The sequence below is a fragment of the Psychrobacter sp. H26 genome (genome assembly GCF_059073035.1).
Genome location: NZ_JCACRW010000001.1, coordinates 353226 through 366700, shown reverse-complemented (window position 1 = coordinate 366700; position 13475 = coordinate 353226). Strand labels below are relative to the sequence as shown.

Annotated in this window: 9 protein-coding genes; 5 read left to right on the top strand and 4 right to left on the bottom strand. The window is 44.7% G+C overall.

All coding sequences use genetic code 11. The features are described 5' to 3' along the window. Window positions 1–68 precede the first annotated feature (68 nt). From AC5JPT_RS01620 to AC5JPT_RS01610, 3 genes are read right to left on the bottom strand one after another with little or no spacing between them, the layout of a single operon-like run. Entirely contained in the window at window positions 69–860 is a 792-nt protein-coding gene (locus tag AC5JPT_RS01620) for a HesA/MoeB/ThiF family protein (RefSeq protein ID WP_493856836.1), read from the bottom strand. 48 nt (window positions 861–908) lie between these two features. Further along, window positions 909–1781: a peptide chain release factor N(5)-glutamine methyltransferase gene (gene prmC / locus AC5JPT_RS01615; protein ID WP_493856835.1), complete on the bottom strand. Its 873-nt coding sequence runs from the start codon at window positions 1779–1781 to the stop codon at window positions 909–911. A gap of 44 nt (window positions 1782–1825) precedes the next feature. Further along, complete coding sequence (locus AC5JPT_RS01610; RefSeq protein WP_493856834.1) at window positions 1826–3721, bottom strand: AmpG family muropeptide MFS transporter; 1896 nt, start codon at window positions 3719–3721, stop codon at window positions 1826–1828. A gap of 804 nt (window positions 3722–4525) precedes the next feature. Between AC5JPT_RS01610 and katG the strand changes: the two genes are divergently transcribed. The 5 genes from katG to AC5JPT_RS01585 all read left to right on the top strand — a co-directional run bounded on the left by katG (window position 4526) and on the right by AC5JPT_RS01585 (window position 12403). After that, window positions 4526–6718 (top strand): catalase/peroxidase HPI, encoded by a 2193-nt coding sequence (katG, locus tag AC5JPT_RS01605; RefSeq protein WP_493858408.1) that lies wholly within the window; start codon window positions 4526–4528, stop codon window positions 6716–6718. A gap of 430 nt (window positions 6719–7148) precedes the next feature. After that, entirely contained in the window at window positions 7149–8078 is a 930-nt protein-coding gene (locus AC5JPT_RS01600; RefSeq protein WP_493856833.1) for a LysR substrate-binding domain-containing protein, read from the top strand. A gap of 231 nt (window positions 8079–8309) precedes the next feature. Next, window positions 8310–10841, top strand: coding sequence for a membrane-bound PQQ-dependent dehydrogenase, glucose/quinate/shikimate family (locus AC5JPT_RS01595; RefSeq protein WP_493856832.1), 2532 nt, complete (start codon window positions 8310–8312; stop codon window positions 10839–10841). A 337-nt stretch (window positions 10842–11178) separates the two neighbouring features. Beyond that, complete coding sequence (locus AC5JPT_RS01590) at window positions 11179–12180, top strand: LLM class flavin-dependent oxidoreductase (RefSeq protein WP_493856831.1); 1002 nt, start codon at window positions 11179–11181, stop codon at window positions 12178–12180. A 49-nt stretch (window positions 12181–12229) separates the two neighbouring features. Continuing rightward, complete coding sequence (locus AC5JPT_RS01585) at window positions 12230–12403, top strand: hypothetical protein (protein WP_493853221.1); 174 nt, start codon at window positions 12230–12232, stop codon at window positions 12401–12403. 111 nt (window positions 12404–12514) lie between these two features. On the opposite strand, the gene AC5JPT_RS01580 is transcribed toward AC5JPT_RS01585, so the two are convergent. Continuing rightward, the gene (locus AC5JPT_RS01580) at window positions 12515–13474 is read right to left on the bottom strand and encodes an AEC family transporter (protein WP_493856830.1); all 960 of its coding nucleotides are present in this window, start codon (window positions 13472–13474) and stop codon (window positions 12515–12517) included. Between the last annotated feature and the right edge of the window lies 1 nt (window position 13475).

Sequence of the window (13475 nt, the reverse complement as noted above, 5' to 3'; positions counted from 1 at the left end):
AATAAGAAGGATGTTTGAAAATAGATAATGTACTAAAAGTATTTATAAAGGGTTACAGCACTAGCATATTAATTAACACTGCTACAGACAGGGCATTGGGGGTCTTTTCTATAACCCATCAGCCGCTGCTGCATTTGACTACCATCCCATATGAGCAGCTTATTTGTCAGTGGATTTTTGGTTAATCCCAAATACTGTAAGGCGGCATTGGCTTGCAGATTACCCATGACGGCTGTAGTACTGGCGAGCACACCCGAATTGGCACAGGTACGTTCATCAGCGGCATCATCGCGCACAACTGAGCCAAACACGCAGTGGTAGCAGCCTGTATCAAGCTGAGGCTCAAACAACGCCAACTGTCCTTGCATTGCAATTGCTGAAGCTGATAACAGCGGGATTTTATAGCGCACGCTGATACGGTTGATACTATCACGCGTGGTAAAATTATCCGTACAGTCTAAGAGTAAATCAGGCTTGTTTGTTGCCATCCCTAGCAGCTCATAAGCATTGTTTTCATCTAGACGTGCGACTGTCCCGTGAGCTTGTATCAGAGGATTAATGCGCGCTAACATGGCAGCTGCACTCAGTGCTTTAGATTTGCCAATATCTTCTGGCAAAAACAACGTTTGTCGTTGTAGGTTACTCGCCTCAATCTCATCATCATCAATCAGATGAACATAGCCTACCCCTGCACGTACTAGTGTCTCAGACGCTGGGCATCCAAGACCGCCTGCCCCTATCATAACCACGCGTGCTGATTTTAATCGCAGCTGAGCATCCATATCCCAACCGTCTAATAAAACGTGTCGAGCATAACGGAGCAGCTCATCATCGGATAGCGGTACCACCTCTTCTACCATATTTATCTACAACCTATAATCAAAGAAATCTACTACCAAAAAACTTGTCTATTGAACTTGCCCTAACGTGACACGGTCATTACCACCATAATCTTGTACCGTATGCACCGACTCAAAATCATTATCCAAAAATAACTGTCGAACAGCAGCGCCTTGATCATAGCCATGTTCGATAGCCAATAACCCATCTATGCATAGGTATGTCGGTGCCTGCTGGATAATATGCTCAATATCCGCCAAGCCATGATTGGGTGCACTCAGTGCGCTTATCGGCTCTGCCTTTAACGCAGCCAAATGCTCATCTGTCTCATCGATATATGGTGGATTAGAGACAATCACATCAAACTGATGTTCAGAACCAGTAGCGAGTGCCTGATACCAACTGCTTTGGACGAACTCAATATCAGCAACGTCATTGCTCACAGCATTATGCTGAGCAACCTTCAGCGCGTCGAGCGATAAATCGACCGCAACAACTTGCCAGTTAGCGTGCTTAAGTTCATGAGCAAGACTGATAGCGATACAACCTGAACCCGTCCCCAAATCTAGCAAACGCTTATTATTAATACATGTCGGCTGAGCATTGATCCACTGTAGTACCTGCTCGACCAATACCTCGGTATCCGGTCTAGGAATCAGAGTATGCTCATTGACATTAAAATTAAGTGACCAAAATTCTTGCTGCCCAGTCAAGTACGCAAGCGGTATGCCTTGCTGCATCTTATTCACACCATCAGTGAACTGTGCAAGCTCGCTGGCACTCAGCTGGTAATCTTCATCCGTCATCAAAAACAGTGCTGGCCGATCAATGACATGTAGCAACCAGTCCATTAGCCAAAACGACGGCAGCTGGTTACTCGTATTGTCATTCGTCAGTTTTCCAATTTGTTGCTTAATTTGACGGATGGTTGATGCTGACATAAGTCACTCTTAAAAATAATAGAAAGATCAGTAAAGGGACTAAACTACTCTGACGCGCGCGGTGGCTCTTTGGTATCAGCCAGGTTTGGATTTGCCTTAGCTAATTTATCGCCGCTGCCATCGTCGTCGCCATAAATGTCATCGTTATCACCAATAACAATATGCTTATCAACAAAATAAATCAGTGCCAAGATAGGAATACCAATTGCAAAGGTAAAGATAAAGAAGAACGGGTAGCCCATATTGTCGACGATAGCACCTGAGTACCCACCCATGACCTTAGGTATGAGCGTCATCAGTGAAGAAAAAATAGCATACTGTACAGCGGTAAAGCGAATAGAGGTCAGTGCCGACAAGAAGGCAATAAATACAGCGCTTGCCAATCCTGCGGCTAAGTTATCAAAAATGACCGCCAAATACATGAATGGTAAGCTGCCTGGATTATACGTCAATAGTACAAATAACAAATTGGTCGCACAGGCTAAAATAGCACCAATCATCATAGCGTGCATAATACGGAAGCGCTGAGCTAAAATTCCGCCCAAAAACCCACCTCCAATCGCCATAATCACACCGACAAGCTTCACAGCATTCGCAATGTCCGTCTTACTAAAGCCCATGTCTTGATAAAAGACGTTTGAGATAACGCCGGCTACGATATCAGATATACGATACAGACCAATCAACGCCAGCAGCAACAGGGCTTTTTTGCCATAACGACGGAAGAAGTCTAAAACAGGCTCAATCCATGTTGCCATCGCCACTTCTTTTTTGACTAATCCTACTTGTACCAATGCGTAGCCTGCTACCATCGCCGCGCCTAAACTTAACATTAGATGAAAAGTTTCTACAAAGAAACTAGAAAACGCGCCTTCAAATTCTGGTAGGACTTGTCCCATCACTATGTAAGCAGCGATAAAGGCAATCACTGAAAACACAAACAACGCCACCAGTCTGACGTAATCCTCACGAGTCTCAGCGACCAGTGGGGCTTTGTTGATGATTTTGGGTTGGTTGACGATGAAGTACAGTAGTAATAATGGGGCACAAGCAACCAAAGCCAAAAAGTAAAACTTGATAGCCGGCATTATCATTAGCGGTATCAATGCCACTGTGCTATCAAATACTGTATTGATTAAGATATTAATTAGGTAAACAAAACCGAATAGCAGCCCTGGTATCAGCAGTAATGCAGAATAAATAAGAAATACTTTTAAATTGCCTTTTTGCTTGTTGTTTTGTAAAACGTCAGCCGTCGGCTCATAACTGGCAAACGTCGTCAAGACCCCTAAAGTCATGACCCCTGCCATAATATAATAGGTATTGCGCCATGCTTCGTAACTATAAAAAGTCTCATTTGAGCCAAAATAGTCCGCCAAATACAACGCGCCTGCCCCAGCAACGATCATACCAATACGGTAACCTGACACATAAATAGAAGACAAAATAGACTGCATAGACGGCGGTGCAAGCTCGATACGGTAGGCGTCAATCACAATATCTTGCGTCGCAGAAGAGAAGCCAAGCAACACCGCAGCACCTGCCATATAGACCAAAACATCTTCACTGACAGGGTTTACCCTTGCCATTAGAACGATGGCCAGCACAATGAGCAGCTGTGATACCACCATCCAACTGCGGCGGCGACCGAGCCATTTTGTCAAAAACGGTACAGGTAGCGCATCGATTAATGGCGCCCAAATAAACTTAAATGAATATCCTAATGCCGCCCAACTAAACATGGTAACGACGCTACGATCAATTCCTGCCTCTCTGAGCCATAATGATAAGCTTGAGAAAATAAGCAGAATAGGGATACCCGCTGAAAAACCCAAAAACAACATGATAATCACACGAGGGTCTAGATAGGCTTTTGTCGCCTCGCCCCATGATTTTTTGGCAATTGGTTGATTGGGTGGTACAGATTTCACAGCAGACATAATAACTCACCAACAATTGAGACAAGGAACACAACTGCACACCATTCTTATCACTCTTCAAAATCAGTTACTCAATAAAGTAGCGATAAAAAAGAATCGATAAAAACTGCTCGACGTTGTACCAATATAAAGTTGTACCAATATAGATATGACAACAAAATCCAGTTATGGTACTTGAGAACCTTCACCTTGACTAGATGTTTTTGCACTAACTCACTGACTATACTGCTTGTACGATAACTTATGTTTCGTAGTAGTCACGCAGATTATAACAATATTTCTCTAAGGTTAAATTAACCCTTATTTTTCTTGCTACATTCTCTCTTAAGCCATACCTGACAACGTCATGATATATAGGTAATATAAAGGTAGCTATAAAATTGAAATAGATCTGATTGATTGAGCGTAATCTATTGGTTTATTCTCAACTAGCGATAACGAGTACAGGCGTTAATGACGATTTAGATAAACAAAACATCAAGCTTTTTACGATTAATAATTTAAAACTTATAATTCTTATATATTAGTTTTATAAATACACAGTGCTTCGCTATGCTCTATGTATAAACAATGATTATTTCGATTAACTGTTTGTTCTTTCTATTATCATAGCCCAGGAGTTTTACCATGTCCGATTCGACCAATACCCCAACCAACAAAGACGCTACGCAGGATACTGCTGGTTGCCCTGTGGATCATAGCAATAATGCACCAACCAATACCACTTATGATCAAGGAGATAACAAGGGTCCAACGATTCATAGTGAAAACGTTGACAAATCACATGCGCCGCAGCGTCCTAGCATGGGTGGCTGTCCTGTCATACACCAAGCTCATACCACTACTTCTTCTGCTGCAACCGATTGGTGGCCAAACAGCTTGAATTTAGACATATTGCATCAGCAAGACAAAAAGACCGATCCTATGGGAGCGGATTTTGACTATAACGAAGCGTTTAAGCAACTTGATCTAGAAGCGGTAAAAACAGACTTAAAGAACCTAATGACTGAGTCACAAGAATGGTGGCCAGCAGACTGGGGACACTATGGCGGTTTGATGATTCGCATGGCATGGCACTCAGCCGGTACGTATCGCGGTGCTGATGGTCGCGGTGGCTCTAACACGGGTAACCAGCGTTTTGCGCCATTGAACAGCTGGCCAGATAACGTCAACCTAGACAAAGCGCGCCGTTTATTATGGCCTATTAAGAAAAAATACGGCAACAAACTATCTTGGGCTGACTTGATGATTTTGGCAGGTAACATGGCTTATGAGTCTATGGGTTTCAAAACCATAGGTTTTGCTGGTGGTCGCGCTGATACTTGGCATCCAGAAAAAGACATCTATTGGGGTTCTGAGCGTGAATGGTTAGCAGATACAGAGAACCGTTACGACAATGATGAAGACCGTACCTCGCTCGAAAACCCACTAGCAGCAGTACAAATGGGCTTGATCTATGTTAACCCTGAAGGTGTGGACGGCAACCCTGACCCACTAAAAACAGCTCAAGATATGCGTACTACCTTTGCTCGTATGTCAATGAATGATGAAGAAACTGTGGCATTAACAGCTGGTGGTCACACCGTGGGTAAATGTCATGGTAATGGTGATGCAACAACCCTAGAGGATGAGCCAGAAGCCGCTGATGTGAAAGAGCAAGGTCTAGGCTGGCGCAATCCTAAAGGTAACGGCAATGCAGGTAACACAGTCTCAAGTGGTATTGAGGGCGCCTGGACGACCAATCCTACTCAGTGGGATCACGGCTACTTTGAGCTATTATTAAACCAAAACTGGGCATTGACCAAAAGTCCAGCAGGTGCATGGCAGTGGGAACCAACCGATATAAAAGAAGAAGATCGTCCATTAGATGCTCATGATCCAAGTGTACGCCGCAATCCAATCATGACTGATGCCGATATGGCGTTGATTAAAGATCCTATCTATCGTGAGATCTCTGAGAAATTCCACAACAACCCAGAGTATTTTGATGAAGTATTTGCCAAAGCATGGTTCAAGCTGACTCACCGTGATTTGGGACCTAAAGCTCGCTATTTAGGTGCCGATGTACCAAGCGAAGATTTTATCTGGCAAGATCCTATCCCAGCAGGCAATGCAGAGTTAACTGCTGATGATATTGCAACGCTAAAATCGCAGGTATTAGATAGTGAGTTGAGCCGCCGTGAACTTATCATTACCGCATGGGATAGCGCACGTACATTCCGTGCCTCAGACTATCGTGGCGGTGCCAACGGTGCACGTATCCGTTTGGCCCCTCAAAAAGACTGGGCGGGTAATGAGCCAGAGCAGCTAGAACGTGTACTTGAGACATTGACACGCATTCAAGCTGACTCTGACAAAGACATCAGTTTAGCCGATCTAATTGTGTTGGCTGGTAACGCGGCTATCGAGCAAGCAGCAAAAGAGGCAAGTGTAGACATAACCGTTCCATTCACACCGGGTCGCGGTGATGCCGATGCATCAATGACTGATGCTGAATCTTTTGCTGATTTAGAGCCATTACATGATGGATATCGTAACTGGGTCAAAGAAGATTACGCCGTTTCTCCTGAGGAGATGCTACTTGATCGTTCTCAGTTGATGGGATTGACAGCGCCTGAGATGGTTGTATTGATTGGCGGTATGCGAGTCCTCGATACCAACTATGGTCATAGCCAACATGGTGTCTTTACGGAACGTGCTGGTGTCCTCACCAATGACTTCTTTGTTAACTTGACAGACATGAACTATACTTGGCATCCTGTAAAATCGGACGACAAAGCAAGTAATACTGTTGATGACTATGAAGTGCGTGATCGCAGCACTGGAAAGGTTAAATGGCAAGCACGCCGTGTCGATCTAGTATTTGGCTCAAACTCTATCTTACGTGCTTATGCTGAACTATATGCACAAGACGATAATGTAGAGAAGTTTGTTCGTGACTTTGTGAGCGCTTGGAACAAAGTGATGAATGCAGATCGCTATGATGTTGCTAAGTAAGCGTTATTTATTGGATTCATGAACATTAAGTAAGTCTATAAATCACGAACAGCTACCTTCTAGAAGGTAGCTGTTTTTTTGTGCTGAAAATTTACCCGTTTGAAATCTATTTTCTAGAAAGCTGTAATTTTCTGTGCTTTATAAACCGCTTATCCTTCATAAGAAATTTGTCTTTTATGAGTGGCTACCATCTTATAAGCCATTCACGTTTTACTGACATAAGCCATCATGACCCATGTTGAGAGCTATGTCACCACATCAACTGCCTCTATATTCATTATTATTATAAATTGATAGCTATTTATTATATACAAGAATAATAGGTTTGTTTTACACTAGCCTATTGCGGTATATTCATATGTTTTTACTTTCATATACAGACCTTTCAAACATAGATAAGGTTTATATAGTTATACAATAGGATTAGGTTATGGCAATCGACGTAGTGGTCAACCAGCGACATTTGCAGATTCAGCTCAAACAGTTGGAAACAGTATGGCATACGGTGATCAATGGCTATAACTTAAGTCAAGCAGCGACGGTACTACACACGAGCCAGTCGAGTTTGTCTAAGCATATCGCAGCCCTCGAAAACCAACTTAAGACTGAAGTATTCATTCGTCAAGGCAAGCGCCTAACAGGTTTGACCACTATGGGTACAGCACTCATGCCTCATATCGAGTCTATCTTTGCTGAAATCCGTACCATTGAAAACTTGAGTCTAGATTTTAACAATCCCAATATAGGCACACTAACGATTGCCACCACTCATACACAAGCACGCTATGTGTTGCCGCAAGTGGTCAAAGAGTTCAAAGACCGCTTTCCCAAAGTAAATCTCATCTTACAACAGGCAGATCCTGAGACCATCGCGCAGATGGTGATTCGTGGTCAGGCGGATATTGGTATCGCAACCGAGTCGTTGCTGCAAAATAACTACCTCAGATGCTACCGTTACTATGATTGGACGCACCGCGTTATCGTACCGAGCGATCATGAGCTTGCTAGTCAAGAATTTATCGACTTGCCTACCCTTGCCAGCTATCCCATTGTTACCTATCATGGCGGCTTTACTGGACGCGGTGCCATTGATAAAACCTTTGAAGAAGCAGGTTTAGAGCCGGATATCGTACTAGCGGCGCTGGATGCTGATGTGATCAGTACCTATGTTGGACTGGGTTTGGGGATTGGCATCATCGCAGAAATGGCGTTTGAACCCAGCCATTATCAGAACCTAACTGCCATACCAGTAGACCATTTTGGCCGCTTTACCAGTTGGATGGCAGTACGCGATGATGCCGAAATCCGCCAATACGGTCGTGCCTTTATGGAACTGTGTCAGAAACAATTCAACAACTAAAACAACCCTACCAAACCGTTACTGCTAGCTTGCGTCACCTTTACCGAACTTATGCATAAATGATAAAATAGAGTCCAAAACGTCATCCAACGTTTTATTTTTTATTTATGCATGTATTGCTGGACACCTAGACATTTAATGGCCTAAATATTTGAAAATTTAGGCTTTGATGGCTACTGGGTATCGATCACTACATGTCCATTTGCTCTTATGTAACAGGTGATACCGCTCATGGAAAAACTCGTAGCGATCATTATGGCAGTTTTTGCCGCCCCTTTGCTTATCGGCGGCGCTTATCTGCTCTCTCTAGGCGGTAGTCCTTACTATCTTTTCGCTGGCGTTATCATGTTAACGACAGCTTTTTTATTGTTCAAAAAACATTGGAGTGCTTACGGACTCTACGCCCTCTTTATCGTGGCGACCATGGTGTGGGCACTATGGGAATCTGGATTTTATTGGTGGGCGCTAGCACCTCGCGTTGGTTTCCCACTGATATTTGGTTTGCTCATGCTATTACCATGGGTAGCTAATAAGATGCGTGGACATAAGCCTCAAGTAGCCGCGAGCACATCACCAACCACAGACTCTGTTAAGAAAAGTCCCCTATATTATTGGGGTCTGCTCGCTAGTGTCGTTGTGGGCGCATTGCTCTCTTTTGGGAGCTTGGCAAATAACGCTACTGACAAACTAGGCGAGCTTGATTTGTCTGCGACCGATAAAAGCGACCAAGATGACAGTACAGATGAAACGTCAGCCAATCTTGGTGACCCATTATCCAATGGTCAACAAACGCCAGATGGCGAGTGGAGCGCGTATGGTCGTACAGACTACGGACAGCGCTACTCTCCTCTGACACAGATCAACACTGATAATGTCAAAGATTTAGAACTGGCTTGGCAGATCCAGACAGGTGATGTCAAAGGTCCTAACGATGTCGGTGAGACCACCTATCAGGTAACCCCGCTCAAAATTGGCAATGCACTATATCTATGTACACCTCACAACTGGGTTATGGCATTAGATGCAGACTCTGGTGAGACACTATGGAAGTTTGACCCTCAAGTAGAAGAGAACTTACAGCGTCAGCACCAAACATGCCGCGGCGTCTCTTATTATGCGGGGCAAGCTGGCACTGATAATACGCCTGTGATTGCTGATGATACTACTGCGACTAATGCAGCGGGTACTCGCGACACGTTGGTTCAAAAAATTGCTGGCAATACATTTGACAATACCTCTAAGCAATGTGATGCCAAAATATTTATTCCGACGTCTGATGCCAAGCTATATGCACTTGATCCAAATACTGGACAGCGCTGCCAAGACTTTGGTGATGATGGTGCATTAGATTTGATGCATAACATGCCATTTACTCAGGCAGGATATTACTACTCTACCTCGCCACCAGTTGTTGCAGGCGACGTCATTATTGTAGCTGGCGCTGTCAATGACAACTATGATGTCAACTCGCCTTCTGGTGTGATACGTGCTTATGATGTCAATACTGGTGAGCTCATGTGGAACTGGGATTCAGGTGATCCTGAAAACACCGCACCTTTTGATGTTAATGATCCAACCCAAACTTACAAAACCAGCTCACCAAACTCATGGGCGATTGCTAGTGCTGATGAAGAGCTTGGATTGGCATACTTCCCAATGGGCAACCGTACTCCCGATCAGCTGGGTAGCTACCGTAACGCTGCTGAAGAAAAGTATGCAACGTCTGTGGTTGCGCTAGATATCGAAACGGGTGAAGCGCGCTGGGTTCAGCAGTTTGTGCATCATGACCTTTGGGACATGGACACCCCTGCTCAGCCTACGTTGCTTGACTTAGATACTGCTGACGGCGTTCAGCCTGCGTTGGTCGTACCGACCAAACAAGGCGACGTCTACGTATTGAACCGTGCAACAGGCGAGCCTATTGTACCTATCAAAGAACGTGAAGCGCCGCAGGGATATCTGGTAGCAGGCGAGCACGCCGCACCGACTCAGCCATACTCTGGTTTGAGCTTTGAGCCTGAAATGATGACTGAAAAAGACATGTGGGGCGCGAGTCTCATTGATCAAATGATGTGCCGTATCGAGTTCAATCAGCTCAACTATGATGGTCGCTATACACCACCATCAACCAATGGTAGCTTGGTCTATCCTGGTAACTTCGGTACCTTTAACTGGGGCGGCATCGCGGTCGATCCTGAAAATGGCGTAATGTTTGGTATGCCGACGTATTTAGCATTTACCTCAAAACTCATTCCTAGAGAAACGCTAGGCGATGCGGAGACCAATAAAGGTGAGCAAGGGGTCAATGCCAACGAAGGCGCAGACTATGCAGTCGAGCTAGGTCCTTTCTTATCGCCACTAGGCGTCCCTTGCCAGCAGCCACCATGGGGTACGATAGCAGGTGCTGATCTAGCGACTGGCGAGATTGCCTATCAGCGCAAAAACGGTACGGTACAAGATCTGTCTCCTATCCCAATTAAACTGGAATTAGGGGTCCCTGGTATTGGCGGACCTATGATCACCAAAGGCGGCGTTGCATTCTTATCAGCAGCGACCGAAAACAACTTCCGTGCTTATGACCTAAAGAACGGTGATGTGCTGTGGAATGTTCGTATTCCGGCGGGTGGTCAGGCCACACCAATGACTTACCTAAACTCTAAAGGTGAGCAGATGGTACTACTGGTTGCTGGTGGACATGGTTCAGTAGGTACAACTATTGGTGACTACGTCATGGCTTATAAACTTGGTGGCCAGTCTAAATAGCTAACAGACTGAACAGGCACTCAGCTGTATGACGTTATGTTGATAAAGCATTGATGACTCATATCATGGCTACTTTATCAATAACCAAAAAAAGCAGGTAACCTAGGTTGCCTGCTTTTTTGTTCTCTATGGTGGTGCAATATTGCTTGTACTACTTCTATGTCGTATGACAACGTTATATGTGACGCTCAATGGTTAACGAGTGATTATTAAGTGAGCTTAAATACTGAGTTAGCTTACTTTGTTATGATTGATTAACACCGACTAGCAGCCCTTGAAACTATCACTAATCATGAGCATATCGGTAGACAGTAATTTACACACTACTGGATAATTTATGAATAACAACATCCCTTTATCTTTTTTAGATCTAGCACCCGTACCTGAAGACCATACTATCGCTGAAGGTATCGCCCAAACGGTTGAAACCGCACAGCAAGCAGAAAAGTCTGGCTTGAATCGTTATTGGATGGCAGAGCATCATAATATGCCAGGTATTGCTAGTGCAGCAACCTCGGTACTTCTATCGCATATCGGTAGTCAAACCAAGCACATTCGTATTGGCGCGGGCGGCGTCATGTTACCTAACCATGCACCCCTCGTGATCGCTGAGCAGTTTGGTACCTTGCAGGCGCTCTACGGTGACCGTGTTGACTTGGGTCTGGGACGCGCACCTGGTACTGACGGGGCGACGTTTCAGGCACTTCGCCGACAAATGAAAGACGCTGAGCGTTTTCCGCAAGACGTGCAAGAGCTGATGTACTTTTTGGGCAATGATACTGACGGTAGCCCTGTACAGGCATTCCCTGGTGCAAAATCAGGCATTCCTATTTGGATATTGGGCTCTTCTCTTTTTGGCGCTACTTTGGCCGCCCATTTAGGGCTGCCTTACGTGTTTGCCTCGCACTTTGCACCGCAGATGCTTGGACAAGCAATCGATGCCTATCGGGAACAGTTCAAACCATCTGCATATCTGGACAAGCCTTATGTGATGCTGGCTGCGAACTTATTACTTGCTGATGACGATGAAACCGCTGAATATCACTTTACTTCAGCGCAGCAGAGCTTTGTACGGTTGCGCCGCGGTGAAACCGGTCAGATGCCAAAACCCACTTACGATATGGACAGCATCTGGAGTCAAGCAGAAAAGATGATGGTAGACAATGCGCTATCAGTGTCTTTCGTTGGCTCTGTTGAGACCGTTAAACCTAAATTGTCTGCGTTTTTGGCAAGATACCAGCCGGATGAGCTGATCGTGACGGCCAACATCTATGACCAAGCCGCCCGTATCCGTTCACTTGAACTTACACCGGAGCTAAACTTATTTACTTTACAATGAAATGAGAGACTTGCATAATTATTGGTAAACCTAAAACTGGATCTTTGACATGGAAGCAACTCCCATTATTGGCGCGTCATTGATGATTGGCTCATCAATATTTATGTATATCGTGGCGCTCCTTGCAGTACTGGCTATTTTTGCATATCTTACCTATCGTACTAGCCCAAAACGCAAACAGCGCCGAGAAGACAAGCGCAATCGAGATAATTTAAATCAATAACAAAAAGCCCTTTTTCTTATTTGAGAAAGGGCTTTTTTTGGTTCAAAGACATGCCAATACTCAATAATGCTGTTAATTTGAATGTAACCGATGTCCTTAAGAAAATAAATACTACATCAAACCAAGCGCGCGCAGCGCTGCCGCCCCAAACGCCATTCCGAACATGCCAACGACCGTAGTAAACGCTAAAATATTTGCCGCCAGTATGTCATTGCCACCCATCGCTTTTGCCATCACATAACTGGCTGCTGCTGTTGGTGACGCTACCATCAGGAATAACACGCCCATATGCACACTTGACAAGCCAAATGCCAGTCCAATCGCAACAGCTACCAATGGTGCAACAACAATGCGTCCAATACTAGCCTGCATGGACAATCCTGATGCACTCAGCATTGATTTCAAATCAATGCTCGCACCAGCGCAGATCAATGCCAATGGCAATGCGACCGCTGCCAACAAGTCACCTGTTGTATGTATCACACCTGTCAGTGGTGGCAATGGCAGTGCCTTATATGCAAATGCTGATAACAATGCCAAGATAAGCGGATTGGTAAACACCTTCTTGATGATCATAATACTACGACTGATCAAGGTATCATCTGCGCTTTTGGAGACCCGGCTCAAGGTAATGACCGCTAAAATATTGAACAGTATCGTCACCACGCCCATATAGACAGCGCCGATACTTAAACCTTGCGCGCCATAAGCGTTGGCAACCGTTGCAAGACCAATAATTGCCATATTACTACGGAAAATACCCTGTACGAACACGCCTTGATCTTCAGGACGTTTGACAAAACGCTTGGCATACAGCTCCGCGCCAATAAACAAAACAAACGTCACCAAGATGCCAACAAAGATTAGCTTAATTTGCTGACCATAGTCGACGTCACTATCGACCACGCTGAAGAATAACAAACACGGTAAGCAGTAGTTAAAGACAAAACTTGATGCCTGATCGATAAAAGTTTGGCTGGTTTCACCTCGCCTTTGCATAAAAAAACCCAACCACATTAGTGCAAGGTTGGGAAAGACAATAGTAATCGCAAAAATAACAGCATCGATCATA

What these genes read in the sequence shown, in the direction of transcription:
- AC5JPT_RS01595 (WP_493856832.1), top strand. Translation starts at nt 8,310, where the DNA reads ATGGAAAAACTCGTAGCGATCATTATGGCAGTTTTTGCCGCCCCTTTG.
- prmC (WP_493856835.1), bottom strand. Translation starts at nt 1,781, where the DNA reads ATGTCAGCATCAACCATCCGTCAAATTAAGCAACAAATTGGAAAACTG.
- AC5JPT_RS01610 (WP_493856834.1), bottom strand. Translation starts at nt 3,721, where the DNA reads ATGTCTGCTGTGAAATCTGTACCACCCAATCAACCAATTGCCAAAAAA.
- AC5JPT_RS01620 (WP_493856836.1), bottom strand. Translation starts at nt 860, where the DNA reads ATGGTAGAAGAGGTGGTACCGCTATCCGATGATGAGCTGCTCCGTTAT.
- AC5JPT_RS01585 (WP_493853221.1), top strand. Translation starts at nt 12,230, where the DNA reads ATGGAAGCAACTCCCATTATTGGCGCGTCATTGATGATTGGCTCATCA.
- AC5JPT_RS01600 (WP_493856833.1), top strand. Translation starts at nt 7,149, where the DNA reads ATGGCAATCGACGTAGTGGTCAACCAGCGACATTTGCAGATTCAGCTC.
- AC5JPT_RS01580 (WP_493856830.1), bottom strand. Translation starts at nt 13,474, where the DNA reads ATGATCGATGCTGTTATTTTTGCGATTACTATTGTCTTTCCCAACCTT.
- katG (WP_493858408.1), top strand. Translation starts at nt 4,526, where the DNA reads ATGGGTGGCTGTCCTGTCATACACCAAGCTCATACCACTACTTCTTCT.
- AC5JPT_RS01590 (WP_493856831.1), top strand. Translation starts at nt 11,179, where the DNA reads ATGAATAACAACATCCCTTTATCTTTTTTAGATCTAGCACCCGTACCT.